Source organism: Burkholderiales bacterium, assembly GCA_015075645.1.
In the GTDB taxonomy this organism is placed as follows: Bacteria; Pseudomonadota; Gammaproteobacteria; order Burkholderiales; family Casimicrobiaceae; genus VBCG01.
This window is the reverse complement of record JABTUF010000003.1, coordinates 374,707-401,557: the sequence shown is the minus strand read 5'-3', so window position 1 is coordinate 401,557 and position 26,851 is coordinate 374,707. Positions and strand designations below refer to the sequence as shown.

General features: G+C 69.9%; 18 protein-coding genes. 4 read left to right on the top strand and 14 right to left on the bottom strand.

All coding sequences use genetic code 11. The features are described 5' to 3' along the window. Nucleotides 1-595: 595 nt before the first annotated feature. From HS109_08825 to HS109_08805, 5 genes are all read right to left on the bottom strand, one after another. Nucleotides 596-817, bottom strand: a complete 222-nt coding sequence (locus tag HS109_08825) for a hypothetical protein (protein ID MBE7522477.1) — start codon at nucleotides 815-817, stop codon at nucleotides 596-598. Nucleotides 818-1,062: 245 nt separating this feature from the next. Next, on the bottom strand, nucleotides 1,063-8,949 hold the full coding sequence (locus tag HS109_08820; protein ID MBE7522476.1) for a VCBS repeat-containing protein: 7,887 nt from the start codon (nucleotides 8,947-8,949) through the stop codon (nucleotides 1,063-1,065). Between the two features lie 126 nt (nucleotides 8,950-9,075). After that, nucleotides 9,076-9,852, bottom strand: a complete 777-nt coding sequence (locus HS109_08815; protein MBE7522475.1) for a hypothetical protein — start codon at nucleotides 9,850-9,852, stop codon at nucleotides 9,076-9,078. A gap of 625 nt (nucleotides 9,853-10,477) precedes the next feature. Beyond that, complete coding sequence (mutL, locus tag HS109_08810) at nucleotides 10,478-12,256, bottom strand: DNA mismatch repair endonuclease MutL (protein ID MBE7522474.1); 1,779 nt, start codon at nucleotides 12,254-12,256, stop codon at nucleotides 10,478-10,480. A gap of 2 nt (nucleotides 12,257-12,258) precedes the next feature. Then, the gene (locus HS109_08805; protein MBE7522473.1) at nucleotides 12,259-12,966 is read right to left on the bottom strand and encodes a type 1 glutamine amidotransferase; all 708 of its coding nucleotides are present in this window, start codon (nucleotides 12,964-12,966) and stop codon (nucleotides 12,259-12,261) included. A 118-nt stretch (nucleotides 12,967-13,084) separates the two neighbouring features. On the opposite strand from HS109_08805, the gene HS109_08800 reads away from it, so the two are divergent. Next, the gene (locus tag HS109_08800; protein ID MBE7522472.1) at nucleotides 13,085-15,151 is read left to right on the top strand and encodes a S9 family peptidase; all 2,067 of its coding nucleotides are present in this window, start codon (nucleotides 13,085-13,087) and stop codon (nucleotides 15,149-15,151) included. A 70-nt stretch (nucleotides 15,152-15,221) separates the two neighbouring features. Here HS109_08800 and HS109_08795 read toward each other — a convergent pair whose 3' ends face one another. Genes HS109_08795 through HS109_08780 form a run of 4 tightly spaced genes read right to left on the bottom strand, consistent with a single transcriptional unit; the run spans nucleotide 15,222 to nucleotide 19,095 of the window. Continuing rightward, on the bottom strand, nucleotides 15,222-16,040 hold the full coding sequence (locus HS109_08795; protein ID MBE7522471.1) for a GTP cyclohydrolase I FolE2: 819 nt from the start codon (nucleotides 16,038-16,040) through the stop codon (nucleotides 15,222-15,224). Between the two features lie 17 nt (nucleotides 16,041-16,057). Next, nucleotides 16,058-17,944 carry a 1-deoxy-D-xylulose-5-phosphate synthase gene (gene dxs / locus HS109_08790; protein ID MBE7522470.1) on the bottom strand — a complete coding sequence of 629 codons (1,887 nt, stop codon included), beginning with the start codon at nucleotides 17,942-17,944 and terminating at the stop codon, nucleotides 16,058-16,060. Between the two features lies 1 nt (nucleotide 17,945). Next, complete coding sequence (locus HS109_08785; protein MBE7522469.1) at nucleotides 17,946-18,830, bottom strand: polyprenyl synthetase family protein; 885 nt, start codon at nucleotides 18,828-18,830, stop codon at nucleotides 17,946-17,948. 34 nt (nucleotides 18,831-18,864) lie between these two features. Further along, nucleotides 18,865-19,095, bottom strand: coding sequence for an exodeoxyribonuclease VII small subunit (locus HS109_08780; protein ID MBE7522468.1), 231 nt, complete (start codon nucleotides 19,093-19,095; stop codon nucleotides 18,865-18,867). A 287-nt stretch (nucleotides 19,096-19,382) separates the two neighbouring features. Between HS109_08780 and HS109_08775 the strand changes: the two genes are divergently transcribed. Together HS109_08775 and HS109_08770 are read left to right on the top strand one after the other, a co-directional pair. Beyond that, nucleotides 19,383-20,492, top strand: coding sequence for an aromatic ring-hydroxylating dioxygenase subunit alpha (locus HS109_08775; protein MBE7522467.1), 1,110 nt, complete (start codon nucleotides 19,383-19,385; stop codon nucleotides 20,490-20,492). Between the two features lie 32 nt (nucleotides 20,493-20,524). Beyond that, entirely contained in the window at nucleotides 20,525-21,388 is an 864-nt protein-coding gene (locus tag HS109_08770; GenBank protein ID MBE7522466.1) for a sulfurtransferase, read from the top strand. A 61-nt stretch (nucleotides 21,389-21,449) separates the two neighbouring features. Here HS109_08770 and thpR read toward each other — a convergent pair whose 3' ends face one another. Further along, nucleotides 21,450-21,977 (bottom strand): RNA 2',3'-cyclic phosphodiesterase, encoded by a 528-nt coding sequence (gene thpR, locus HS109_08765; protein MBE7522465.1) that lies wholly within the window; start codon nucleotides 21,975-21,977, stop codon nucleotides 21,450-21,452. A gap of 44 nt (nucleotides 21,978-22,021) precedes the next feature. On the opposite strand from thpR, the gene HS109_08760 reads away from it, so the two are divergent. Further along, on the top strand, nucleotides 22,022-22,801 hold the full coding sequence (locus HS109_08760) for an SDR family oxidoreductase (protein ID MBE7522464.1): 780 nt from the start codon (nucleotides 22,022-22,024) through the stop codon (nucleotides 22,799-22,801). 124 nt (nucleotides 22,802-22,925) lie between these two features. On the opposite strand, the gene HS109_08755 is transcribed toward HS109_08760, so the two are convergent. From HS109_08755 to HS109_08740, 4 genes are all read right to left on the bottom strand, one after another. Further along, nucleotides 22,926-23,891, bottom strand: a complete 966-nt coding sequence (locus HS109_08755; protein ID MBE7522463.1) for a tripartite tricarboxylate transporter substrate binding protein — start codon at nucleotides 23,889-23,891, stop codon at nucleotides 22,926-22,928. A gap of 76 nt (nucleotides 23,892-23,967) precedes the next feature. Next, a complete protein-coding gene (locus tag HS109_08750; protein ID MBE7522462.1) occupies nucleotides 23,968-24,783 on the bottom strand; it encodes an SDR family oxidoreductase in 816 nt (271 codons plus the stop codon). 79 nt (nucleotides 24,784-24,862) lie between these two features. Next, nucleotides 24,863-25,507 (bottom strand): RraA family protein, encoded by a 645-nt coding sequence (locus tag HS109_08745; GenBank protein ID MBE7522461.1) that lies wholly within the window; start codon nucleotides 25,505-25,507, stop codon nucleotides 24,863-24,865. A gap of 49 nt (nucleotides 25,508-25,556) precedes the next feature. Continuing rightward, nucleotides 25,557-26,714 (bottom strand): mandelate racemase/muconate lactonizing enzyme family protein, encoded by a 1,158-nt coding sequence (locus HS109_08740; GenBank protein ID MBE7522460.1) that lies wholly within the window; start codon nucleotides 26,712-26,714, stop codon nucleotides 25,557-25,559. Nucleotides 26,715-26,851 lie beyond the last annotated feature (137 nt).

Below are 26,851 nucleotides of genomic sequence, written 5' to 3'. Positions count from 1 at the left end.
ATATCCCTGCTCCTTCGTAAGTTCTCTCAACGACTGATGTTGGCTACTCACGGCTTTTCGAGGCTTGATAGCCCTGTATGAGGATTGAATGTCCGGGGCGTCGAATTCACTCCCCCATTAACAATTTGGCCATTGCGAATCTGTACCCATGCTTGTGTGCCATCCTCTCTCGTCGCTGCATTCCAAATGTTCCCGAATCGATCCTTACCCAATCGCGCGGCACGATTGTTTGCGACATCAACAAGCAATGCGCGATTGGCGGGCGTATCGAGTAGATGGCCTTCTGCATCACGGAAGATATGCCCGAGTCTCCCTTCGCTAATTGCAACTCGCGAACCTACTCCAAAGAATCGGGTCAAGCCGCCGAGTACTCGACCGCCTATGCTACCAATTCCGAGCCAACCGAGTTCCTCAATTACGACCGTCCCGTTCTCGGCCGCTCTCACTCCGGCCTCATGCATCGCACTTAGCTGCTGCTGACCCGGCGTTCCGTTCGCGAACTCATCGTCACCCGGATGTGCCACTTGGTTGAATAGATATCCGAAGGCCCCGGTGATCGCACCATTTTCAAATCTCCCTCCAGCCACCATCGATCCTAGACCGCCTGCAACAGCGTGCGCGACGACACCGAATGCGACATTGGTACTCGCCCGATCCACAATCGGCCCAGCGAGCTCTGAAAAGCCTCCAGCGACAGCTTGCTTCCCACAACTTCCACCCATAGCAGCGCCGGTGAAGCACCCAGCTCCTGCGTGTAGGGCCACTCGGCCGATTCCCCCGCGACCGAATCCCACGATTTGATCTGCAGCCGCTGCACCGGCAATGCTTCCTGCCGCGAAGAATATGCTCGCCGACATCGCTCCGGCGACGGCACTCTGAACGTTCCCTCCCTGAATTCCACCAGCGGCGAAGCCACCTGCAACTGCCCCCGCGAGTTCGCCGATTGCTGCTGCGTTCGCAGAAGTTGGCGCCAGCGCCCACATTACTTCCGCCGCGTGTTGGCGCGCGAATGAAAGTACCCAGTTTTAGGAGGTAGTGCGCGGCGAAAATTACCCAGGGTGATTAACTCCCCGGCTCGAGGTTTGAGCAGGGCTCACAGGAGATGATCACCATGAAGGATCTGGGAATAATCCGCCGCATGTACTTCCGGGAGTCCTGGATCAGCGGGTCGGCGGCGAGGAAGCGTCCGGTGAGCGGGTCGTAGACCCGCCCGTTCATGTGAATCAGCCCCACCTCCACCAGGTGCTCGTGGCCGGTGAATCCGCGATCCTCGGCCCTCGGGTCCGCCTGCACGACCTGCGTCCGGTCGCCCCACGCCCCGAACGTCGCGCTCTGCTTAAGTGCTCCTGACTGATCGACCTCCGCCACCACGCTCCCCAGGTGATCGGTGAGCCAATAGCGCGGCGCCGTGGTCCCGTCGCTCCTCCTGATGACGATCCCGGCCGTCCCGTCCGGCGTGGCCAGGTAGTGGCGCCGCTCGGTGATGCCGTCGGTGCGGGTGAGCTCCTCGTAGCCGCCCAGGTAGTAGGTCGTGGTCGTGCCGCCGGCGGTGGTGGAGGTCTCCTTGATCCGCTTGTGTCCCCCGTCGTAGATATAGCTCAGGCTGGTGGTGCCCTGCACGATCGTGTTCGGGAGGTTGAACGCCGTCGGCGTAATCGTGCGGGTGGTGCCCCCGCTGATGCTGGTCACGTTCCCGTTGGCGTCGTAGCCGTAGCCGGTACTCCCGTACCCGCTCATCCGGTGCGTGCCGGCCTGGTAGCTGTAGCTCGTCCCCGCACGGGAGGTGAGGTTCCCCGCCGCGTCGTAGGCAGCGCTCTGCCCCGCGTAGCTCGTGAGCCGGTCGACTTGGTCGTAGGCGAAGCTCTGCGTGCCCGGGTTGAGCACGCTCTCGCTGCGCTGGGTCAGGTTCCCCAGCGCGTCGAACGTGTAGTGCGCGTTCTGCAGCGAGATCGGGTTGCCGCCCACCCCCGCGGTGATGTCGGACACCCTCCCGAACCCGTCGTAGTTGCGCGCGAAGCTCGTCCCGGCCAGCGACCCGTATCCCGCCTGTCCGTCCGGGTGCCGGGCTCCCATCGTCCAGTGCACCTGTCCCACCGCGCTGCCGGTCCATTCCGCTACCCGATCGAGCGCGCCGCTCCAGCTCGTGTAGCGGTTCACCACCATGTATCCCGACGGGTACTGCAGCTTGTCCACCCGCCCGTTGGCGTCGAACGAGGTGGTCGACACGTAGCTGCGGCCGTCGATCACCGTGGTCCCGGTCGTGGCCCGGCCGGCGTTGTCGAACGCGCTGAACCGGCGCACCTGCGGATTGGCCAGTGCGCCTCCCACCGAAGCGCGCGTCACCGTCGCGGTGCGCACCTCGCAGGCCTTGCCCTTGCCGAAGGCGCATGCCGAGGTGTCTGCGTAGCGGTCGTAGCTCGTCACCGTCACGAACGGGGTCGTGGCCTCCGAGCCGGGATGCTCCCGCCGCTCGACAACCCGCCCCAGGCTGTCGTGGAAGTTGCGCGTGACCTGGCCCTTCGCGTCGGTCTGGCGCACCAGCTCGCCCGCGCCGTTGTACTCGTAGCTCCAGCTGCCGCTGTCCGGGTTCGCGAGCGTGACCTTGCGACCGCGCAGGTCGTAGGTCATCACCTCGGCGATTCCGGTCGGGCCGATCGCCTTGGTCAGATTCCCGATTGCGTCGTAGACGAAGCTCGTGTGATTCCCGAGCCCGTCGGTCACCCGCACGCTCTGGCCTTGGCTGTTGGTGTATTTGACGCTGGTCCGGGCGGTGATGCCGGTCCCGGACTGGGTGATCGACACCGACTTCAGCGGGCCCACCGTCGCGCCGTCGACCACCAGCGACCCGGTCACGCCGTAGGCGTAGCTCGAGGTGAGCGACAAGGTCCCCGCGCTGGTCGTGATCGATTCGCTCGCCAGGCGATTGAGCGTGTCGTAGGCCCAGCTCGTCGTCACCACGTACTGACCGGCCGGCTTGGTCGCGGTGACCTTGCGGCCCGCCGCGTCGTAGGCGAGCGTGGTCGTGGCGTAGGTACCGCCGATGAACGCCTTGCTCGCGCGCCGAACTTCGCGCTGCAGCTCGTCGTGGTAGACCTCGACCTCCCCTCCCCCCGATGCCTTCTGCCGCTGCCGGTACTTCTCGTTGCCCGAGAGGCCGGCGGTCTCGACCGGCGAGTACGTCTCGCCGACCTTCTGTCCCGCGGCGTTGTACGTCCGCTCGCCGAAGACCCGGCCGAAGCCGTCCAGGAGCTTCGTCGCGTACACCCCGTTCGCATCGGTTACCTGTATCGCGATCCCGAAGCGAGCGTCGAACACCCGCGTCTCGCTGAGCACCACCGGGTTGAGCAACGCCGAACTCGGGTACGTCGTCGAGGTCGGGAACCGCCCGCGACTGTCGTAGGCCGTCGTCGTCGTGCGCGTCACCTGCGTGCCGTCGCGCTCCTTGAACGTGACCGCCGCACTCGTCCGGTTGCCGCGCGTGTCGTACCCGTAGCTCGTCTGCTGCCACAGGCTGTACGCGCTCCCGCTCCCGCTCTCGCTCGCACGATCCGGCTCGATCGTCTCGGAGCAGAGCTGACCGATCGCCCCGCCCGTGCAGCTCCCTCCCGCGATCCCCTTGTACGTGAAGCTCGACTTGCGCGTCACCGTCGCCGCGCCGGGCTTGCTGCTCGCCACGATGCTCGTCGCGAGACGATCGACGACCCAGTTCGTCGTGTTCGCCGCCGCGTAGGTGTTGGTGGTCGTCTTGAGGTAGCTACCGCCCGACGCGTCGCTCGTCGATACGGTCACCGTGAGCGGGTTGCCGTAGGCGTCGATGCCGGCGATGTTCTCCTCGCCGCTCAACTCCCCTACTCTCGTGGTCGTGATCGCGAGCGCGCTGCCGTCGAGCTCGAACGCCTCCTCCTGCGACACCATCAGGTGCGCTTCGTAGATGTACGGGTGCGGCGGGTCGCCGACCGCCAACCCGCCCGTCCCCGCGGGCTGGCAGTTCGCGACCGTGCAGGACTGCGAGCGGCGTGCTCGCCAGGTGCTCGTCGTACGGTTGACGAGTCGCAGGCTGCCGCCGAACAGGCTCGAGCCCCCGGTGAATGCCGTCGTATCGTGGATCGGCGCGGCGAAGCCCGGGCTCGCCGGAGCGTACTTGCGCACCACCGTCGGCCGGCCGACCAGCGCCCACTTGGTAGCGTACTTGTCCGTGGCGAGTTCGGGACGCGCGTACTCGGTTTCGGTGACGAGCCCCACGCCGTCGCGGCTACGGACCTTGGCGAAGCCGTAGAGTCCCCGTCCCGATGTTCTGCCGCGAAGGCCCTCGTAGAAGTACTCGGTCTCGAAGCGCGACGCTCCGCCCAGCCCCGTGCTCGCGGAGGTCTTCTGCACCACGTACATCGGCGACTGGATATCGAGCTCCAGTCGCGCCACCAAAGCCCCCGAGCCCTTAGCGTAGACCGTGGTATCGGTCAGCGGCTTGTAGGTGACCTCCGTCACCGCGCCGAGACCCGTGGTGACCTTGACCAGAACGTCGCCCGTGGCGGGACCCGCCGACAAGGCCAGCTTGGGCGCCGCCAGACTTTCGGGCATGTAGAGAACGTCGGTCTTCCCGTCGCCGTTGAAGTCGCCTGTGACGATCTGCTGGTTGAGGTCCGGATTGGACGCGGAGATCGCCGGTCCCGGCCAGGTGGAGCAGACGAACTCGCTGCCGTTCGACAGACACACCTGCCAGGAGGCGGTCGCCGGGATCCAGGCCAGGAGGTCGGTCCTGCCGTCGCCGTTGAAGTCGCCGAAGGTGATCTTGTCGGCACCGCCGATGGAGGGGCTGTTCCATTGCCGACAGCGGTTGTCCGCGTAGTAGTCGACCGCGGTACCGTTGTTCTTTTCGTACCGATTGTTGGCGGGATTCCAATGGACGTTGATGTCCCGGAATTCGAACGCCCCGTCGCCGGTGGACAGACAGACGAGCGTCGTGTTGGCCGAGTCGAAGTTGGCCGCGTCGGCCAATCCGTCGCCGTTGAAGTCGTAGATGAGCGAGTTCTCGATCTTGCCGACCGGCCCCTTGATGAACTCGGCGTGACAGCGCCACTCACCCCCGCCGGTACGGCTGAACCGGGAGAGGCAGACCTTCCACTCGTTGACGCTTTCGTTGTCGCTACGCCGACGCACGAGATCGGCCTTGCCGTCGCCGTCCACGTCGGCGACGAGGATCTGGAACTTGGCGTCCTGCGTGTAAAACGCTTCCGTGCCGGGGATCGTCGGCGGCGCCGGGTCGTACACCTGCAGGTCCTGTGTGCTGCAGGTGAATCCCGTATCCCGGGTCAAGCAGGTCTCGAACTGCTGGTCGTCGAACCAGGTGATGAAGTCGATCCGACCGTCGCCGTCGAAGTCGCCTCGATAGTTGGGCTGCGTACCGTCGCTTTGCGGCTTGGTGGTCCAGGTCCCCGACACCGGCGCGCAACCGGTGTTCCCGTCCGAGCGGCATAGCGCCCAGGTGCTGAGGCCGTTCTGGCGCTCGACGAGATCGACCCGGCCATCGTTGTCGATGTCCATGATCTCGATGTGCTTGCTCGGCCAGGGGCTTCCCGTCGGCTCGGAGAGGATCGGGCTACCGCAGGTGAACCCCGTGCCCGTCGACAGGCACACGATGAGCTCGTGATCCCACAGGCCGCCACCTCTGTCGGTGTTCTTCCACCCGATGAGGTCGCTCCTGCCGTCGCCGTTCCAGTCGCCGACGTAGACGCCGTTGTTGCTGGCCGCATTGAGCGTGAGGCCGAAGGGGATCGTCCCGGCCGGAATCGTGGTCGTGGCGAACTGTTTGCCGGTGGCGTTCCAGGTTTCCTGCGCCCAGTTGAAGGTGGTCGACGGCAGGCACACACCGTCCGCGTCGCACTCGCGGATCGACGAGACGAGCTCGCGCTGCGTCTGGGCGCTGGTCAGGTAGCCAAGCTCATAGCGCCGCACCAACGTGCCCTGCCCGTTGGCCGGAGCATCGGCGCGCATCTCAACCGAAGTCAGGCGCTTGGAGATCGAGGTCTGGCCGGCGCCTTGCCCGTAGTAGCGGTTGCGGCTCCCCACGGACGCCTGGCTCGGGATGTCCGCATAGTTGAAGACGACCTGGCTGTGGGCCGAGAAGCAAGGGTCGCTGCCGGCGGCGTAGTAGCGCATGCCGGACACCCAGTATTCGACGTTCGGGTAGGCCCCGATCGGGCGCGGATCGATGCCGCCGGCCATGGCGCCCGCGCCGCAAGCACCGTCGACCGGCTGGATGACACCCACGCCGTCCCGATCGGCGTAGTTGATGTCGATGAAGTTGCCGGCGCGATCGCGCACGCGATCGAGCACGAATACCTTGGTCGAATTGCTGCGCAGCGGGCCGAGGCCGTTGACCCCGCTCTGCATCCAGCCCGAAGTGACGACCCACCAGCGCGAGCCGAACTCCATGATCTGGCCGGTCTTCGTCGTCACGCGGAAGCGATAGGGCCCGATCACGGCCAGAGGGCTCGTCTCTTCGAAACTCTCGACCCTGGCGTAGCTCTCGAGCTCGGTTCGATACTCCTGACGTTTCGCTGCATTGCCGAACACGTCGTCGGTTACCGACGCCTCCGAGCCGACCGGCACCAGCCGCTGACCGTCGAGGCACCACCGATCGTTGTTGGCGTTGTCGTCGTAGTTGATGCCCGCCGACAGCCCATCCTGCGCCTCGGTCATCGGACACCGCCCGATCGAGGAGAGCCCTCCCAGCGTGAAGCCGACGCCGAGCTGACCGTAGCTCCCCTGGCTCGAGTAGTTGAGCGAGAGCGACGGCTCCATTCCCGCGGTGCCGGGCACCACCTTGAGCGGAATCGAATAGCTCGCCGCCCCCGACTCGCTCACCGCGAACGTTCCGGCGAGCGTCCCGATCGCCGGGGTCGGGTAGCTGCCCGGGATGACGGACTCCGGACTCGGCGTGGCGGAGGTCGGCGGCGCGCTCACGTCGACGCTCACCGCCTGCGAGGCCGTCGCGTAGGCGTCGGCGACCTGGACGGTGAGGTTGTAGTTACCCGCGCTCGAAGGCGTCCAGCTCAGCGAGTGCGTCCCCGCACTCACTGGCCCGAGCGTGGCGAGCAGCGTGCCCCCGTTCCACAGGGTCAGGGTCAGATTGCCCGAATCCGCATCGGCGATGATGATCGAGAACGAGACGCTGCTTCCGGTGATCGTCTGCGCGGCCATGGGACTCACGCCGTTGATTACGGGCGGGCTGTTGTTGACGATCTGGATCGTGGTTTGCGATTCGCTCCACTGGCCGACATTGTCGTAGGCGCGCGCCTTGACGATGTGCGACCCGGCAGCGGTGACGTTGTTCCAGGACTGGTTGTAGGGCGAAGACGTGTCGGTGGCGATCAGGCTCGCCCCGTCGTAGAACTCCACCTTCTGGATCCCGCAGGCGCTGCTCGCGTCGGCCGAAAGCGTGAAGTTCGCCGGGGCCGCGTAGGTGCCGCTAGCCGGAGAGGTCAAGGACACCGACGGCGCTCCGCAAACGACCACCGCGACCGCGGAGGAGGTCGAGGTAGCGCCGCGATTGTCGACCGCGACGGCGGTAAGCGAGTAGGAGCCCGCGGAAACCGGTGTCCAGGCGTACGCGAAGGGCGTCGACGTGTCGGTGTTGAGCAGCGTCGCGCCGTTGTAGAACCGCACCTCGGTGATCGTGCCGTCCGGGTCCGAGGCGCTCGCGGCGAGGCTCACGGTGGCCGGGGCCGCGAAGGCGGTCCCGCTCGTCGGCGAGGTGAGACTCACCGAGGGCAACTGGTTGACGATGATCGGGACGGCTGCCGACGTCGTCGTCGCACCCTGGTTGTCGGTCGCCTTCGCCGTCAGCGAATAGCTTCCACCGGCCACGCCGTTCCACGCGCACGTGAACGGCGAGCTCGTATCGGTGCAGACGAGCGTCGATCCCTGGAAGAACTCGACCTTCGCGATCGTGCCGTCCGGATCGGCGGCCGTCGCGTTGATGGTGATGTTCGCCGGATTGGCGTAGATCGTCCCGGAGGCGGGCGCGGTGATCGACACCGTCGGGGCCTGCGTCACGATGATCGGGACGGCTGCGCTGGTGCCGGTCGCGTTCAGGTTGTCGAACGCCTTGGCGGTGAGCGAGTAGTTTCCTTTCGCCACGCCGGCCCACGCGTGGGTCCAGGGTGCCGCGGTCTTGGTGCCGAGCAGCGTAGCGCCCTGGTAGAACTCGACCTTCGAGATCGTGCCATCGGCGTCGGCCGGGACCGCGGTGATCGAGACGGTCGAGGCGGGGGCGAAGACCTGATCCGTGGTCGGCGCGCTGATCGAGACCGTCGGAGTCGAGTTGACCGTGACAGCCACGCCCGCCGAGGTGGTCGCGACATCGCGCTCGTCATAGGCCTTTGCGGTCAGCGTGTAGGCGCCCGAGATGGCGGGCGTCCAGTTGATCTGGTGCGGCGGCAGGCCGAGCGCGGTGCCCACCAGGACCGGCGCGCCCGCACCGAGTTGCGCGTAGAACTCGACCCTGGCGATGTCGCAGCCGCCGCCGGGGCTCGCGGCGCTCGCCTGGACGGTGCTTGCCGCCCCTGTCGTCAGGTCGGCCCCCGCTGTGGGTGCCGTCAGCGATACGGTGGGAAGGTCGCATACGCGCACTTCCACGGGCACCGACGTCGTCGTGATGCCGTAACTCGAGCGCGCCCGGGCCGTGACCTTGTAGCGGCCCGCCGGAATCGCGGTCCAGCTGTAGGCATACGGTGCCGAGGTGTCCGCGTGGATGAGCGTCGAGTCGCGGTAGAAGTCGATCTTCTGGATCGTGCCGGAGGGAACCGATGCGGTGGCAGCGAGCTCGATGCTCGCGGGAGCGGTGTTGGGCGCGCCTGGGACTGGAGACGTGAGGGTGACCTTGGGCGACCCGATCGCGACCAGTTCATCGTCGTCGGACTGGGCAAGGCCCGCGGAAGCAGGCGCCAACAGAGCGACCAACGCGACAGCGCGCGCGCATCCATTCAGGACAAAGCTGCCGCGTCGAGTGCGCATTGCCCGCTCTGCAGCGAATCGCCGAGGATCACACTTGCCGTCGAGCGACGGATCCCGCGCTCAGCGAGGGAACACGTCCATTTCGCTGAGCGTGGAGCCGTTCGCATCGGTCTTCGCGAGCGTCCCGACGACCGTGCCGGGCGCGCCGTTGTGCATGATGTAAACGGGGCGCGAGTTCGAGAAGCCGCCGGAGAACAGCGCGCTGATGTTCCCGCTGCCGCGCCGCTCGGGAAGCAACGTGACATCGGACGACTTTCCCGTGGTCGGAACGTAGAACGAGGCCGTGACGTTGGTCGTGCCGAGGTTGTACAGCCGGTACTCCCAGTTGTTGCTGCCCGATCCGACTTGCCCCGAGACCAGCGTCGTCTCGACCACCCGGACCCGAACGAAGCCGCTGTCGCCGCTGCCACCGGCGATCGGGACGTTGACCCGGAACGAGCGCAACGTCGACGGCGCCGGCGAACTCGTCGTCAACGACTGGGTCGACGCGTAGCAGATGCGCGCGCCCTTGTTCATGCCGGGCTCGGACGTGCCATCCGAGTTGGCCGCAAGCTGCGTGGTGCCTGCGCCATCCGAATAGAGCGTGAGATTCGGGTCGAGCGGGACATAGGTCGCAACGCCGACACCGGCCTCGATGCAGTAGGACCGGCCGCCCACCTCGCGAAACACGAACCAGCGGTCCTGCGCCGCTTCGTCGATCGCGTGCGTCACCCACCCCTGGTTCACCTCGTAGCTCACCGCACCCGCAGCGGTCGTGTTCGGCGTTCCCGCGAACGCGGACGGGATGGCGTTCGCGCAGATCGATAACGCGAGGCCGAGCAGACAGAAGCGGTTCATGGTCGAGGTCTCACCGGATTTGGGACGAGCAAGACCACGCGCCTGACAAACGCAGGTGCTGTCGAGTCCTACTGGGGAAAGCCTGTCAGGACACCTTTGCGGGTGAGTGAGTTTCGCCGTCGATCTGTGGTCGACCGGCAGTCGCGCGCCTGCTCCGTGCCAACTCCCTCGAGAGACTCTATCGCCACTCGCAGTCGGGACTGTAACACACAGAATCCCCAATTCGAATGTCCGTGCATTTTTCTTGATCCAGACTAACTTGTTTATTTACCTACGGAAGCCGGCATGGAAAATGTGCGGCGACGCTGACGCGGTGGCTTCGATCGCCTGCACAATGCATATCTGTTCGCTACAAGCACTCGTCGCCTTGTCCGAATTGCAGGCGAACGCCTCGCTGCCAACGAACGTCGAGCGCTCGTCGGGTTTCAGCACGACCATGCGTCCGACGCCGCCGTCTTTGAAGCCGTCGCGGCCAGGGCGGTCAGACTCCCTTCAACGGTCATCCATGGAGTCGAACCCTCAATGTCGGACAATGGAACCCGCAACGCAGCACAACTGTGCGATGCGAACGCGAGGGCCCCTCCGAAGGCGCGACTCCACGGAGAGCGCTGAATCGATGTTGCATTTAGCGCCCGCGCATGAACAGCCGGTCGAGCTCCGGCAGCGTGAGCTGGTACCACGTGGGCCGCCCGTGGTTGCACTGGCCCGCGCGCTCGGTCGCCTCCATCTCGCGCAGCAGCGCGTTCATCTCGGGAATCGCGAGCAGGCGGTTCGCGCGCACCGCGCCGTGGCAGGCCATCGAGGCGAGCATCTCGTCCCGGCGCGCCTCGACGCCGCCGCTTCGTCCGTGCTCGCGCAGGTCGTGCAGCACGCTCCGCGCGAGCGTCGTGGCGTCGGCATCCGCGAGCGGCGCGGGAATCGCGCGCACGGCGAGCGTGCCGGGGCCCATGCGCGAGATCGCGAAGCCGAGGCGCGTGAGTTCCGCGTCGTGCTCCTCGGCGGCCGCGATCTCCACCGGTTCGGCGGCGAACGTCGCGGGCACCAAGAGCGGCTGCGCGGGCAGCCGGCCGCCATGCGCGGCCTTGAGCTTCTCGTAGACGATGCGCTCGTGGGCGGCGTGCATGTCGACCAGCACGAGCCCGGCGCGGTTCTGCGCGAGCACGTAGATGCCGTGCAACTGCGCGAGCGCGAAGCCGAGCGGATGGTCGTCGCCGGTCGCCGGCAACGCCGGAGCGTCGTCGCGACGCTCGCCGAAGAGCCGCGCGTAGAACGCGGAGGGCTCGGTCGCGAGCGCGAGCCCATCCTGCGTCGTCGCACGACCCGTCACGTTGCCGCCGGAGGAGGTCGACCCCGGAGGCGGGATCCGCGCCGCCGCGATCCCGAGCCGGTCGGCGGCGGAGACCGCGGGGGCTTGTGACGCGCTCGCCGCGAGCGCGCGCTCGACCGCCCCGCGCACGAACGGGTGGAGCGCGCCGCTGTCGCGGAACCGGACCTCGGTCTTCTGCGGATGCACGTTCACGTCGACGCGGCGCGGATCGATGGTGAGCCAGAGCGCGTAGGCCGGCTGCCGGTCGTGGTGCAGCACGTCGCGGTAGGCCTCGCGCAGCGCGTGTGCGAGCATCCGGTCGCGCACGAACCGGCCGTTGACGAACAGCATCTGCGTCGAAGCGGCCTGCGTGGCATGCGTCGGCCGGATCGCGTAGCCCGAGAGCTTCGCGTCCGCGCTCTCCGCGTCGACCAGCGCCGAACCGCGCACGAACTCCTCGCCGAGCAGCGCCTCGACGCGCGCGGCGCGCGAGCCCGGCAGCAGCCGGTGGACCGCCCGCCCGTTGTGCGCGAGGGTGAATCCCACCTCCGGGTGCGCGAGCGCGAGACGGGTGAACGCCGCTTCGCAATGCGCCCACTCGGTCGCGTCGGAGCGCAGGAACTTCCGGCGCGCCGGCGTGTTGAAGTACAGCTCCTCGATCGAGATCGAGGTTCCCCCCGACAATGCCGCCGGCGCGATCGGCGCGATCGTGCCCCCGTCGACCTCGATGCGCCAGGCGTGCGGCCGGCCGGCGCCGCGCGAGGTGAGCGCGAGCCGCGACACCGCGGCGATCGACGCGAGCGCCTCGCCGCGGAACCCGAGCGTCGCGATCGCCTCGAGGTCGGAGGGCGCGGCGATCTTCGAGGTCGCGTGGCGCGCGACCGCGAGCGGCAGGTCCTCGCGGTCGATGCCGGCGCCGTCGTCGACGACGCGGATGCGCTTCACCCCGCCGCCGGCGAGGTCGACGTCGATGCGCGTCGCGCCCGCGTCGAGGCTGTTCTCGATCAGTTCCTTGAGCGCCGCCGCGGGACGCTCGACCACCTCGCCCGCGGCGATCTGGTTGATCAGGAGGTCCGGCAGCGCCCGGATCGCGCCCATCGTTACGCGAGGTGGCGCGCCCAGCGCGCGTAGACGCCGTCGGCGAGCGCGTTGAGCGAGGCGATCCGCGCCTCGACCCCGCTCAGGATGTCCGCGCGCGACTGCCGCTCGGGCGACGACGTGTCGGGCAGTTCGCCGGGCGCCATGTCGCACCAGGCCTCCAGCATCTCGGCGGTCATCTCGATGTGGCACTGCATGCCGATGTGGCGGTCGTCGACCACGTAGGCCTGGTTCGGGTTGTACGCGTTGGCGAGCACGCGCGTCGCGCCCGGCGGGATCGTGAACGCGTCCTGGTGCCACTGGAACACGGTCATGGCGTTGCGGCCGCCGAACCACTCGCGCGACGCCTCCGCGTCGGTGGCCTCGACGTCGATCCAGCCGATCTCGGTCGTCGCCGCGCGCGACACGACGCCGCCCAGCGCGCGCGACAGGATCTGGCCGCCGAGGCAGTGGCCGATCACCGGCACGCGCGCGTCGACGGCGCGGCGCAGCAATACCGCGAGCGGATCGCGCCAGTCGAACGCGTCGTTCGCGCCCATCGGGCCGCCCATCATGCCGATCCCCGCGAACGCGGTCGGGTCGTCGGGCACGCTCTCCCCGAGGTCGAGCGCGACGAGGCGCCAGGGGCGCTCGTTCGCTTCGAGCCATTGGGCGAAGTGGCCCGGCCCTTCCGAGCGCGAAAACCGGAACACGGCGACGGGACGGGTCATCGGTCGGCGGGGAGCGACGCGAGGGGCCTCGCGCGCGGCACGGATCGCGCAGCGCGCGTCTACAATCGCGGGTCGCTCATTCTAGCAGCGGCGCCGTGCGCGGCCGCCGCCCGACCCCATGCCTCGATCGTCGATCGTCCGTCGCAGCGCGGCCCTGCTCGCGGGTGCGGCCCTCGTCGCCTCCTGCGCGAGCACGCCCGAACCCGCGGTCGTCCCGAACGCGAACCTGAAGGTCGAGGGCATCCCGCCGATCCCGGCCTCGCTCGCGGCGAAGGTCGCGCCCTACACCGAATTCCGGCCGCGCTTCCTCGCATCGTGGCATCCAGAGCGGCACGAACTCGTCGTCAGGACGCGCGCGACCAACACCACGCAGCTCTTCGACGTGCGCGCGCCGCTCGCCGCTCCGGCGCAACTCACCGATTTCGCCGAGCCGGTGCGGTTCGGCGCATGGTGGCCCGCGAAGCCGGACACGCTGGTGTTCGTGCGCGACAGCGGCGGCAACGAGCGTTCGCAGCTCTACCGCCTCGATCCGGGCGCGAAGGAACCGGTGCTGCTGACCGATCCGGCGCGCCTGCACCAGTTCCTCACCGTCAACCGCGCACGCGACCGGATGCTGATCGGCTCCACCGACGTCGACCGGCCCGGCGTGCGCCGCGAGAATCCGACGCTCGACGTCACGCTGCTCGATCCGCTCGATCCGGCGAGCGCACGCAGGATCGCGACGCTGCCGGGCACCGGCTGGGGTGATTTCAGCTACTCGTTCGACGGCGCGCGCCTCGCGATGACCGAGTTCCGGTCGGTGACCGACACCACCGTCTGGGTGATGGACCTCGCGACCGGCGAGCGCAGGCGCGTGCTGCCGGGTCCCGCCGACGATCCGAAGCGCACGATCGCGTCGACCCAGCTCTCGTTCTCGCGTGAAGGCAAGGGGCTGTTCCTCACGACCGACCGCGACGGCGAGTTCCAGCGCGCGGCGTTCCTCGATCTTTCGACCGGCAGGCTCGAGGCCTTCGGCCCCGACCGCTGGGACGTCGAGGAACTCGCGCTCTCGCGCGACGGCCGGACGCTGGCGCTGGTGGTCAACGAAGCCGGCGCCGGCGTGCTGCGGCTCTACGACGCCGACACCCGCCGCGAGCTGCCACGGCCGGACGTGCCGATCGGCACCGTGAGCGGCGTGCAGTGGCACGCGGACTCGACCGCGCTCGCGTTCGACCTCGACTCGTCGCGCAGCCCGGGCGACGTCTACGTGCTCGAGCTCGCGGGCAATCGCGTCGCGCGCTGGACCGACACGAAGGTCGCGGGTCTCGACGCGTCACGTTTCGCGGTGCAGACGCCGATCGAGTGGAAGAGCTTCGACGGCCGCACGATCACCGGATTCATCGCGAGGCCGCCCGCGGCCGCGGCGACCGCCGGGCCGCCCCAAGGTCGCCGAGCCCCCCTCGGGGGGGAGGCGAGCGAGGCTCGCATCGCGGGGCCCGCATTCGCGGGCAGGCGCCCGGTGATGATCCAGATCCACGGCGGCCCCGAGGGCCAGGCGCGGCCCGGCTTCCTCGGCCGCTGGAACTACTACATCAACGAACTCGGCATCGCGATCATCGAGCCGAACGTGCGCGGCTCGACCGGCTACGGCCGGACTTTCGTGTCGCTCGACAACGGCGTGAAGCGCGAGGATTCGGTGCGCGACATCGGCGCGCTGCTCGATTGGATCGCGGCGCAACCCGACCTCGATCCGTCGCGCGTCGTCGTCGCCGGAGGCAGCTACGGCGGCTACATGACGCTCGCCGTCGCGACGAACTACGCCGACCGCATCGCCGGCGCGATCGACATCGTCGGCGTCGCGAACTTCGTCACCTTCCTCGAACGCACCGAGACCTACCGGCGCGACCTGCGCCGCGTCGAGTACGGCGACGAGCGCGATCCGGCGATGCGCGCGTTCCTCGAGAAGATCTCGCCGGTGAACAACGCCGCGAAGATCGGCAAGCCGCTCTTCGTCGTGCACGGCCGCAACGATCCGCGGGTGCCCTACACCGAGGCCGAGCAGATCGTCGAGACCGTCCGCGGGCACGGCACGCCGGTCTGGTACCTCCTCGCCGCGAACGAGGGGCACGGCTTCGCGAAGAAGGAGAACGCCGACTTCCTGTTCTACGCGACGATCCGCTTCCTGCAGGACACCGTGCTCAGGTAACGCGCGGCGAAGGGGCGCGCGACGGGCGGCTCCCCATCGCGGGAGCGCGACAGCTCGCGGTGAGGGCCGACTACAGCCCCTTCGCGATCCGCGCGAAGGCCGAGTGGTTGTGGATCGACTCGAAGTTCTCGGCTTCGACGACGAACGCCGCGATGCGCGGGTCGGCGGCGAGCCGCGCGGCGACGCCGCGGACCAGGTCCTCGACGAAGCGCGGATTGTCGTAGGCGCGCTCGGTCAGGTACTTCTCGTCCGCGCGCTTGAGGATCCCGTAGAGCTCGGAGGACGCCTCGGTCTCGGCGACGCGCAACAGTTCGCCGACGCCGACCGCCTCGCGCGGCCGCACGCCGATCGAGATCGTCGAGCGCTGGTTGTGCGCGCCGTACTCGGCGATCTCCTTCGAGCAGGGGCAAAGCGAGGTGACCGGCACCGCGACCGTGACGAGCGAGCGGTAGCGGCCGTCGTGCAACTCGCCTTCGAGGCGCACTTCGTAGTCGAGCAGGCTCGCCACGCCCGAGATCGGCGCCGACTTGCGCACGAACCACGGGAACGCGATCTCGATCCGTCCGCCGGGGGCGTCGAGCCGCGTCACGAGGTCGTCGAGGAGCGCGCGCAGGTTCGCGACGGTCAGCGGCGCGGCGCCGGGCGCGGCCAGGTCTTCGAGGAGTTGCACGAGCCGCGACATGTGGGTGCCCTTGCGGTCGGCGGGCAGGGCCACGCTCACCGCGAAGGTCGCGATCGTCGACTGCGCGGGCGCGTCGCCGTCGGCGAACGCGAGCGGGTAGCGCAGGCCGCGGATGCCGACCTGGTCGATCGCGAGTTCGCGGTCGTCGCTCCCCGATTGCGTGTCGGGGATCGCGAGCAGCGTCGAGGGATTCTCGGGGCGGTTCATCGGGAAAGGAGAGCCTATCATGCGGCCGGCTTGACGCGCGCGGGGGCGGCGCGCGCGGGGAAACGCGCCTCGATCGAGCGCAGGATGCCCGCGGCGTCGAGCCCGCAGCGCGCGAGCATCGCCGACGGGTCGCCGTGGTCGACGAATTCGTCGGGCAGGCCGAGGTGGAGGAGCGGCAGCACGACGCCGTGGGCCGCGAGCGCCTCCGCCACGCCGCTGCCGGCACCGCCGGCAACCACGTTCTCCTCGACGGTCACGATCGCCTCGTGGGTGCGCGCGATCTCGAGCACGAGTTCGACGTCGAGCGGCTTCACGAAGCGCATGTCGACCACGGTCGCGTCGAGGCGCTCGGCAGCCGCGAGCGCAGGGGCCACCGGCGCGCCGAACGCGAGGATCGCGACCCGGCCGGATTCGCGGTCCGACGTGCGGAGCCGGCGCGCCTTGCCGAGGGGCAGCGCGTCGAGCGCCGGGTCGATCGCGACGCCGGGGCCCGCGCCGCGCGGGTAGCGCACCACGGCGGTCGAGTTCATCCGGAACGCGGTCGTGAGCATCCTGCGGCACTCGTCCTCGTCGGAGGGCGCCATCACCGTGACGTCCGGCAGGCAGCGCAGGAACGAGAGGTCGAACGCGCCCTGGTGCGTCGCGCCGTCCGCGCCGACGAGACCCGCGCGGTCGACGGCGAAGACCACCGGCAGTTTCTGCAGCGCGACGTCGTGGATCACCTGGTCGTAGGCGCGCTGCAGGAAGGTCGAGTAGATCGCCACCACCGGCTTCATCCCCTCGCACGCGAGGCCGGCGGCGAAGGTGACCGCGTGCTGCTCGGCGATGCCGACGTCGAAGTAGCGGTCGGGGAACTGGCGCGAGTAGCGCACGAGCCCGGAGCCTTCGCGCATCGCCGGCGTGATCGCGACGAGCTTCGGGTCGGCGAGCGCCATGTCGCACAGCCAGTCGCCGAACACCTGCGTGTAGGTGGGCGCGCCGGCGGGCTTCGCGACGATGCCGACCTCGGGGTCGAACCGGCCGACGCCGTGGTAGAGGATCGGGTCGGCCTCGGCGCGCGGATAGCCGTAACCCTTCTTCGTCACGACGTGCAGGAACTGCGGGCCCTCGAGCTTGCGCACGTTCGCGAGCGTGCGGACGAGCCCCTCGACGTCGTGGCCGTCGATCGGCCCGATGTAGTTGAACCCGAACTCCTCGAACAGCGTGCCGGGCAGCACCATGCCCTTCGCGTGTTCCTCGACGCGCTTCGCGATCTCGTGCGCCGGTCCGGGCAGCTTGGCGAGCACTTCCTTGCCGCCGCGCCGCACCGTGTCGTACAGGCGCGAGGAGAGCACCTTCGCGAGGTAGCTGTTGAGCGCGCCGACCGGCTCGGAGATCGACATGTCGTTGTCGTTCAGGATCACGAGCAGGTTCGCGCCCTCGGCGTTGTTCAGCGCCTCGAACGCCATGCCCGCGGACATCGCGCCGTCGCCGATCACCGCGACCACGCGGCGCGAATCCCCCTGCAGGCGCGCCGCCACGGCCATGCCGAGCGCCGCCGAGATCGAGGTCGACGAGTGCGCGGTGCCGAAGGTGTCGAACGGGCTCTCGCTGCGCTTCGGGAAGCCGGACGGGCCGCCTTCCTGCCGCAGTTTCGCCATCGCCTCGCGCCGCCCGGTCAGCACCTTGTGCGCGTAGGTCTGGTGGCCCACGTCCCAGACGATGCGGTCGCGCGGCGTGTCGAACGCGTAATGCAGCGCCACCGTCAGCTCGACCGTGCCGAGGTTCGACGACAGATGGCCGCCGGTCGAGGCCACCGAGCGGAGCAGGAACGCGCGCAACTCGGCCGCGAGACGCGGGAGTTCGGCGCGATCGAGCCGGCGCAGGTCCGAAGGCGAGGCGATGCGTTCGAGGAGCGATGCCATGTCAGTGCGTGCGCGACACGATGTCGTCGGCGATCTCGGTGAGGCGCCGCGCTCCGGTGAACGGAGCGAGCGCGGCGCGCGCCTCGCCTCCGAGCGAACGCGCCTTCGCGCGCGCGGCGTCGAGCCCGAGGAGCGACACGTAGGTGGGCTTGCCGGCCGCGGCGTCCTTGCCCGCGGTCTTGCCGAGCGTCGCCGTCGTGCCCGCGACGTCGAGCACGTCGTCGACGACCTGGAACGCGAGGCCCGCCGCGCGCGCGTAGGTCTCGAGCGCGCGCTCGCCCGCCGCGTCGAGCGGTTGCCCGGCCGCCGCGCCCAGCAGCACCGCCGCGCGGATCAGCGCGCCGGTCTTCAGCCGGTGCATCGTCTCGAGGTCGCGTTCGGTCATCGCCCTCCCGGTCGCGGCGAGGTCGATCGCCTGTCCGCCCGCCATGCCGGCGGCGCCGGACGCCTCGGCGAGGAGCGCGCACGCGCGTCCCGCGTCGCGCCATCCCGCGCGAGCGAGGACCGCGAACGCCTGCGCCTGCAGCGCGTCGCCCGCGAGCAGCGCGGTCGCCTCGCCGAACGCGACGTGGCAGGTCGGACGCCCCCGTCGCATCGTGTCGTTGTCCATCGACGGCAGATCGTCGTGCACCAGCGAATAGGCGTGGATCATCTCGACGGCCACCGCCGCGGCATCGACGTCGGCCGGATCCGCGTGCGCGAACTCGCCGGCGGCGTAGGCGAGGAGCGCGCGGATGCGCTTGCCGCCGCCGAGGCTCGCGTAGCGCATCGCTTCGACCAGCGTCGCCACGCCGTCGCCGGGCACGGGCAGCGCGCGCGCGAGCGCCGATTCGACGCGCGCGCGCCGTTCGGCGGCCCACACGGCGTAGGCGACGTCGTCCTTCATCGTGCGAAGCTTCCGGTCATCGTCGATCGGCCGCTCACGCATCCTCGGGCTTGAACGGCTTCAGCACGCCCTTCTCCAGCACCTCAATCTCCTGCTGCGCGTCCTTGAGCGTCGCCTGGCAGTACTTGAGGAGTTCGGCGCCGCGCCGGTAGGCATCGAGCGCCTCCTTGAGCGGCACCTGCCCGCCTTCCATCGTCTCGACGATGGTTTCGAGTTCGGCGAGCGCGGCCTCGAAACTCGCGGGCGCGTTCGTGGTCTTGGGCATGAGGGTCCTCGTACGTCGGACCTGGCCGGCGGAACCGTCCGCGGATTCCGCCCGACACGGTGGCCGGGCCGGGCATCCCGCCGTGGGGCTCCGCCGCGCCGGCACCGGTAAGGTCTTGACCTGATTAGGAAAAGCAGTCTATCATAGCACCTTTTACGACGCAGCCAGGCGTCCGAATCACCCCGCCGTGGGGCAATAGCGGAAGAAGCGGCCAGCTTGGCACAGCGGTCCGGGCAGATCCGGATTGTCGGGTTGAGTCGGCGTTTCTTTCCAGAGGACCTACGGTCATGTCGAACCTGGCGACCGCAGCGGAGCTGCGGCATCCCGTTTCGCAGTTCCCTTCGCACTGGTACTCCGATCCCCGGGTCCACGAGGCCGAGATGCGCACGCTCTACGCGCGCGCGCCGGGCTACGTCGGCCATGAACTGATGGTGCCCGAGGTCGGCGACTACCAGACGCTCCCGGGGCGCCACGACGCGCAGATGCTCGTCCGCAACGCGGACGGCATCGAATTGCTTTCGAACGTCTGCCGCCACCGGCAGGCGCTGATGCTCACGGGCAAGGGCAACGCGCCGGCGATCGTCTGCCCGATCCACCGTTGGACCTACGACCTCGGCGGCGAGTTGATCGGCGCGCCGAAGTTCGCCGAGAAGCCCTGCGCGAGCCTGCGCCGCTCGCCGATCCAGCGCTGGAACGGCCTCCTGTTCGACGGCCCGCGCGACGTCGCGGCCGACCTGTCGTCGCTCACGACGCGCGCGTTCGACTTCTCCGGCTACGTGCTCGACCACGTCGAGACGCACGAGTGCAAGTACAACTGGAAGACCTTCATCGAGGTCTACCTCGAGGACTACCACGTCGGCCCGTTCCATCCGGGGCTCGGCAAGTTCGTCACCTGCGACGACCTCGAATGGGAGTTCGCGCCCTGGGCGTCGCTGCAGACGGTCGGCCTCAACGCGAGCTTCGCGAAGGCGGGCACGGCGACCTACGAGCGCTGGCACCGCGCGGTGCTCGACTACTACCGCGGCGAGTTGCCCACGCAGGGCGCGATCTGGCTCACCTACTACCCGAACGTGATGGTCGAGTGGTATCCGCACGTGCTCGTGGTCAGCACGCTGTATCCGCGCGGGCCCGACCGGACGCAGAACGTGGTCGAGTTCTACTATCCCGAGGACATCGCGCTGTTCGAACGCGAGTTCGTCGAGGCGGAGCGGGCGGCCTACAACGAGACCGCGCGCGAGGACGACGAGATCGGCGAGCGGATGGACGCCGGACGTCGCGCGCTCGTCGCGCAGGGATTGAGCGAGGTCGGTCCGTACCAGTCGCCGATGGAGGACGGGATGCAGCACTTCCACGAGTTCTACCGCGACCAGATGGCCGACGTACTCGCCGGACTGTAACGCCGCCCGCCCCCGCCAGAAGGCACGACGACATGACGACACGCACCGTGCACGACACGCTGATCGACCCGGCCACGCTCGCGCGCCATCTCGGCGATCCGGGCTGGGTCGTTCTCGACCTGCGCCACGACCTCGCCGAACCCGAGGACTGGGGCCGCATGCAGTACCGCAGGGGGCATGTCCCGGGCGCGCGGTTCGTGCACCTCGACGACGACCTCTCGGCGCCGAAGTCCGGGTCCAACGGCCGCCATCCGCTGCCCGCGCCCGAGACGGCGGCCTCGCTCTTCGGGCGCTGCGGCATCGACGACACGACGCAGGTCGTCTGCTACGACCAGGGCGGCGGCATGATGGCCGCGCGCGCGTGGTGGATGCTGCGCTGGCTCGGCCATCGCGCCGTCGCGGTGCTCGACGGCGGCTTCGTCCGCTGGACCCGCGAAGGGCACCCGGTCACGGCCGATGTGCCCCCGACGGCCCCGCGCGACTTCCGCTCCGATGCATGCCTCCCCATCGCGGACGCGGGCGAACTGCGCGCGAGCCTCGACGCACGGTCGCTCGCGATCGTCGATGCGCGCGCGCCGGAGCGCTTCCGCGGCGAGGTCGAGCCGCTCGACCCGGTCGCGGGCCACATTCCCGGCGCGCGCAACCGCCCGTGCCAGATGAACCTGCGCGCCGATGCGACGTTCAAGGACGCCGCGACGCTGAAGGTCGAGTTCGACGCGCTCCTCGCGGGCGTGCCGCTCGATCGCGTCGTGCACCAGTGCGGCAGCGGCGTGACCGCCTGCCACAACGTCCTCGCGATGGCGATCGCCGGATATCCGCTGACGCGGGTCTATCCGGGCTCGTGGAGCGAGTGGGTCGCCGACCGTTCGCGTCCGGTGGCGACCGGACCGGCCTGACGTCGCGGCGCGGCGCTGCGCGCGCCGCGCAGCTTCCGCGCACGCGGGCGCGCCCCCGCGATCACATCGGCCACGACGCGACCTCGCGGTAGCGCGGCCCCTCCGAGAGCAGCCGCGACGACATCAGCACCAGGCGGTCCGCGTGCCACGCGATCGGCGGTTCGAGCGGCCCGTTGACCGCGCGGGCGCAACGGCGGGCGAGCGTCACGTGCGGCCGGAACGCGCGCGCCTCGGTCGCGATGCCGTGCCCCGAGAGCGCATGTACCAGGGCGCGATTCGCGGAGACGAGTTCCTCCGGCGGCGCCGAGGGCGCGGCCCAGGCGATGCCCGCGCGCGTGAACGTTCCTAGCGTGTCGAGCGTGAGCCGGAACGCGTTCGCCCGCAGCGCCGCACCCGAGTCCTCGACCGACGCCGCCCTCGCGGCGTCGACGGTCCCGACGAACACGACGGTGAGGTGCAGCGTGTGCGGCGCGCTCGCGCGCCCTTCCGCCCGCTCCGCGGTCGCGCGCGCGAGCGTGTCGAGCCGCGCGCGCACCGCGTCGTCGGGCAGGATCGCGAAGAAGAGCCGCAGTTTCTCGCCGGTCGCCATGCCGTAGCATACTGAACCGGTCCACGCCCCGAACGGAGTTCCCCATGGCACGACTCGAAGACCGCGTCGCGATCGTCACCGGCGCCGCGCAGGGCATCGGCCACGCGATCGCCGAGCGCCTGCTCGCCGAAGGCGCGCGCGTCGTGATGGGCGACCTGGTCGAGGCGAGCGTCGCCGACGCCGCGCGCGCGCTCGACCCGCGCGGCGCACGCACCCGCGTGTGCGCCGGCGACGTGTCGCGGCGCGCGACCGCCGACGCGCTCGTCGCGCTCGCCGTCGAGGCGTTCGGCGGCGTCGACATCCTCGTCAACAACGCCGGCATCACGCACGCCGCCGAGTTCCTCGACCTCGACGAGGCCGACTTCGACCGCGTGATCGCGGTGAACCTGAAGTCGATGTTCCTGTGCGGGCAGGCCGCAGCGCGCAGGATGGTCGCGCAGCGCCGCGGCGGCGCCATCATCAACCTGTCGTCGGTGAACGCGGTCCTCGCGATCCCCAACCAGGTGCCCTACGTCGTCAGCAAGGGGGGCATCAACCAGTTGACGAAGGTGATGGCGATCGCGCTCGCGCCGCACGACATCCGCGTCAACGCGATCGGACCGGGCACGATCGCGACCGAGCTCGCGAAGAAGGCGGTGCTCGGCAGCGACGAAGCGAAGCGCCGGATCCTCTCGCGCACGCCGATGCGCCGGCTGGGCGAGCCCGAGGAGGTCGCGTCGGTCGCAGCCTTCCTCGCCTCCGACGACGCCTCCTACCTCACCGGGCAGACGATCTACCCGGACGGCGGACGACTCGGCCTCAACTACACGGTGCCCGTCGACTGAAGTCGCCGCAGGTCGCGAAGCTCGCCCCGGGATCTCGGCCTCGACCAGTTGCGCGAGCAGGACGAGCGACTCCTGCCAGCCCAGCGTGCAGGCTTCCGGCGGGATCATCCCCGCTGCCCACGGGTCAGTTCTGGCCGATCTTCGCGTCGCGCACGACCTTCGCCCACTTGTCGATCTCGGAGCGCAGGAACGCGGCGAACGCGTCGGGGCCGAGCGGCTTCGCGGCCGGCACGAACGTCGCCTTGCGCAACCGTTCCTGCACCGTCGGATCGGTGAACGTGGCCAGGAGCGCGGCGTGGATGCGGTCGCGGTCGGCCGCGGGCGTGCCCTTCGGCAGCACGAAGCCGGCCCAGTCGCTCACCTTCATGTCGGGATAGCCGGCCTCCGCCATCGTCGGCACGTCGGGCAACTGCTGCAGACGCTCGGTGGTCGTCACCGCGAGCGCGCGCACCTTGCCGCCGGTGACCTGGCCGATCGCCGACGACGCGGTGGCGAACATGTAGGCGACCTCGCCGGTCACGACCGCGAGCACCGCGGGCGGCGCGCCCTTGTACGGCACGTGCGTGGCGGGCGCTCCGGTCTGCGCCTTCAGCATCTCGCCCGCGAGTTGGCCGGGACTGCCGACGCCGCCCGACGCGAAGTTCGCGCCGCCGCGCGCCTTCAACGCGTCGACGAGGCCCTTCACGTTGTCCGCAGGGAACGCGGGATTCACGATCAGCACGTTCGACGGGTACAGGTACAGGCCGACCGGCTCGAAGTCCGCCATCAGCTTGTACGTCTTGTTCGCGATGATGGCCTCGTTGGCCGCGGCCGCGACGTTGATCATGCCGAGCGTCAGGCCGTCGGGCTTCGCGTTGCGCACGAATTCCAGCGCGACCGCGCCGCCGGCGCCGGGCCGGTTGTCGATCACCACCGGGCCGCCGAGATGGCGCTCGAGTTCGGTCGAGACGTGGCGCAGCGCAATGTCGAACAGCCCGCCCGGCGGCCCGCCGACCACGATCTTCGTCACCGGCTGCGCCTGCGCCGGTCCCACCGCGAGCGCGAACCCCAGCGCCGCGAGCATTGCGATCCCACCGCTGTGCCTGGCCATCGCGTCCTCCTTCATCGCACGCCGCGGCGCGTGCCGCGGACGGTTCGTCAGTGCCCCGGCGCGCTCCCGCCGGGCCCTACTTCGCGTCGTCGTCGCCCGCGCCGCGGCGTCCCGCGATCTGCGCGCCGCCGGCGACGAACAGGTTTTCGCCGGTGACGAACGACGCGCCCGGTGCGCAGAACATCGCGACCGCGCAGGCGATCTCCTCCGGCTCGCCCGCGCGCCCGGCATGGCTGCAGCTTCGGGCGAACGCCTCCCAGTCGCCGCCCGGTTCGCGCCGCCACGCGTTGCGGTCGGTGCGGACGAGTCCCGGCGCCACGTTGTTGATCGTCACCCCGCGCGGCGCGTAGCGCACCGCGAGCCCGCGGACGAGCGCGAGCTGCGCGGCCTTCATCGCCCCGTACACCGGCAGGCTCGCGAGCGGCGCCTGCTGCACGATGCTGCCGATCGTCACGACGCGTCCGAAGCCGCGCCGCGCCATCGAGGGCAAGGTCGCGTTCAGCAGGCGCACCGTCGCCTTGAAGTTGGTCTCGACCAGGAGATCGACGTCCTCCTCGCGGCCTTCCTCGAGCGTCGCGTGGATCGAGCGCGCCGCGCAGGCCACGAGCACGTCGATCGGCCCGAGGTCACGCTCCGCCGCGCCGACGAGCGCCTCGGCCACGTCGCGACGCGCGATGTCGACGTCGTAGGCCTGCGCCCGGCCACCGGCGGCCACGAGTTCGGCGACGAGCGCGCCGGCCGCCGCCGCGTCGTCGAGGTGGTTGACCGCGACGGCGGCGCCCATCTGCCCGAGGATGCGGGCGATCGCGGCGCCGATGCCGCGCGAGGCGCCGGTGACGAGCGCCGTTCGGCCAGCAAGCGAGTAGAGCGCGCTGAAGGTCGAGGGGGTCATGACAACGCTCCCCGCCGCCGCGATCGCGACGCGCCTGAAGTCGCGCTGCGCCGAACCGGCCCGGTTCGCCGCGCGCGCATCAGACCTCGTCCCACGAGCGCACCGCGTCGTCGCGCACCTGCTCCTCGAGCGCGCGCTCCTGCGCCTCGATGCGTTCGAGCAACGCGAGCGTCTCATTCGCGCGAGCGGAGGGGACGCACACCGCGCCGCTCTCGTCGGCCACGATGACGTCGCCCGGCGCAACCGCGACGCCGGCGACCTCGATCGGCTCGTTGATCGAGCCGAACGCGAACTCGTTGCGGCTGCGGCGCGGGCACACACCCACCGCCCACACCGGATAGCCGACCGCGCGAATCTCCTCCAGGTCGCGGCAGGTGCCCCACAGGATCGTGCCGCGCACGCCGCGGCGCTGCGCGAGCCGCGATGCGAGGCCGCCCCACGCGGAGGCGTTGGTCGCGCCGTCGAGATCCATCACGACCACGTCGCCCGCGCGCATCGTCTTCAGCACGATCTCGAGCGGCTTGCCGACGCCGCCGCCGAAGCGGTAGGCGTCCGGAGCCTTCGCCTTGCGCACGAACCGGACCGGCAGCGCGCGCCCGCACACGCGCCCGAGGCCCTCGCGCATCGCACCGATGCCCGAGAACGCCCCGGCGATGCCGAGTTCGTCGAGCGCGTCGGAGATCGACGACGTCGGATACCGCGCGAACGTCGCGACGGGATTCACCGGTTCCATGCTCGGCAACCTTCCAGTGCGGTGGGCGCGCGCGCGGCGATCACAACGCGATCCGGTACGGCGCGAGCCGCTTGTCGTTCACGCGCAATCCCAGGCCCGGCTCGTGGCCCAGCACCAGCGCGCCGCCGACGATCGGCGCGTCGAGCAGCGTGTCGCGCGCCGGATTCGCGCCGACCCCGTATTCGAGCATGCCGTCGGCCGCGCCGCTCGCCGCGAGCAGGTGCGCGGACGCGAGCACGCCCGGCGCGCCGGTGAACATGTGCGGACACAGCCGCCGCCCCGCCGCGACGATCCGCCGGGCGAGCGGCATCCCGCCCGACAGCCCGCCCCATTTGGTGATGTCCGGCTGCAGGACGGCGAGCGAGCGTTCCGCGAGCGCGTCGTCGAACTCGGCTTCGGCGAGCAGGTTCTCGCCGCCGGCGAGCGGCATCGGGGCGGCCTGCGCGAGCCTGCGCCAGAGCGCGGCGGGGGCGTCGGCCGGGATCGGCTCCTCCAGCCACGTCAGCCGAACGTCGCGAAGCGCGCCGATCGTCGCGATCGCCGTCTCCGCGTCCCACGACGCGTTGACGTCGAGCATGAGGCCGCACGCCTCGCCCACCTGCGCGCGTACCGGCACCACGACCGCGAGGTGGTCGGCGATCGATCCGGACGACCGCAGCTTCAGCGCGCGAAAGCCCTGCGCGAACGCGCGCTCGATCGTCGGCCACAGGTCATCGGCGCGCCCGAGGCTCGCGTACACCTGCACCTCGCCGCGGGTGCCGCCGAGCATCCGCCACAGCGGCAGCCCGGCGCGCTTCGCCGCGATGTCGTGGAGCGCGATGTCGATGCCCGCGATCGCCGCGGCGATCGGTCCGTGCTCCCCCGACTGCAACCGCAGCAGCCGGCTCGACGCGTTCATCGCCGCCCAAGCGTCCGCCGGCGAGCCGAAGCTGCGCCCGGCGAGCATCGGCGCGAACACCTCGGAGACGAGGAGCGCGCGGTGGCGCAGGCCGAAGCGGGGGAAGTTGCACCAGACCTCGCCCCAGCCCTCGACGCCGTCGTCGTCGACGACGCGCACGAGGAGCGCCACGGTGCTCGCGAACGCCATGATCGGGTTCGCCACGGCCCGGTCGAGCGGCACCTCGAGCGCCACCGGCTCGACCGAGCGGATCGCGATCGGCGCGGTGGCGGCGGCGGGCGCCGGCGCTTCGAGCTTCACGGCCGCGCGCCTCCTGCGGCCCCCGCCCTGCCGCGGCGATGCGCGTACGGCTTCGTTACCGACATGTCCGGCCCCGGTCGTCCATGAGGGGCATTGTGGATCCGGCGGACTTGTCGTTCAATGATGGATACCTGAAT

Coding starts and splice junctions, on each gene's coding strand:
- HS109_08815 (MBE7522475.1), bottom strand. CDS start 9,852: ATGAACCGCTTCTGTCTGCTCGGCCTCGCGTTATCGATCTGCGCGAAC.
- mutL (MBE7522474.1), bottom strand. CDS start 12,256: ATGGGCGCGATCCGGGCGCTGCCGGACCTCCTGATCAACCAGATCGCC.
- HS109_08805 (MBE7522473.1), bottom strand. CDS start 12,966: ATGACCCGTCCCGTCGCCGTGTTCCGGTTTTCGCGCTCGGAAGGGCCG.
- HS109_08800 (MBE7522472.1), top strand. CDS start 13,085: ATGCCTCGATCGTCGATCGTCCGTCGCAGCGCGGCCCTGCTCGCGGGT.
- HS109_08795 (MBE7522471.1), bottom strand. CDS start 16,040: ATGAACCGCCCCGAGAATCCCTCGACGCTGCTCGCGATCCCCGACACG.
- dxs (MBE7522470.1), bottom strand. CDS start 17,944: ATGGCATCGCTCCTCGAACGCATCGCCTCGCCTTCGGACCTGCGCCGG.
- HS109_08785 (MBE7522469.1), bottom strand. CDS start 18,830: ATGAAGGACGACGTCGCCTACGCCGTGTGGGCCGCCGAACGGCGCGCG.
- HS109_08780 (MBE7522468.1), bottom strand. CDS start 19,095: ATGCCCAAGACCACGAACGCGCCCGCGAGTTTCGAGGCCGCGCTCGCC.
- HS109_08775 (MBE7522467.1), top strand. CDS start 19,383: ATGTCGAACCTGGCGACCGCAGCGGAGCTGCGGCATCCCGTTTCGCAG.
- HS109_08770 (MBE7522466.1), top strand. CDS start 20,525: ATGACGACACGCACCGTGCACGACACGCTGATCGACCCGGCCACGCTC.
- thpR (MBE7522465.1), bottom strand. CDS start 21,977: ATGGCGACCGGCGAGAAACTGCGGCTCTTCTTCGCGATCCTGCCCGAC.
- HS109_08760 (MBE7522464.1), top strand. CDS start 22,022: ATGGCACGACTCGAAGACCGCGTCGCGATCGTCACCGGCGCCGCGCAG.
- HS109_08755 (MBE7522463.1), bottom strand. CDS start 23,891: ATGGCCAGGCACAGCGGTGGGATCGCAATGCTCGCGGCGCTGGGGTTC.
- HS109_08750 (MBE7522462.1), bottom strand. CDS start 24,783: ATGACCCCCTCGACCTTCAGCGCGCTCTACTCGCTTGCTGGCCGAACG.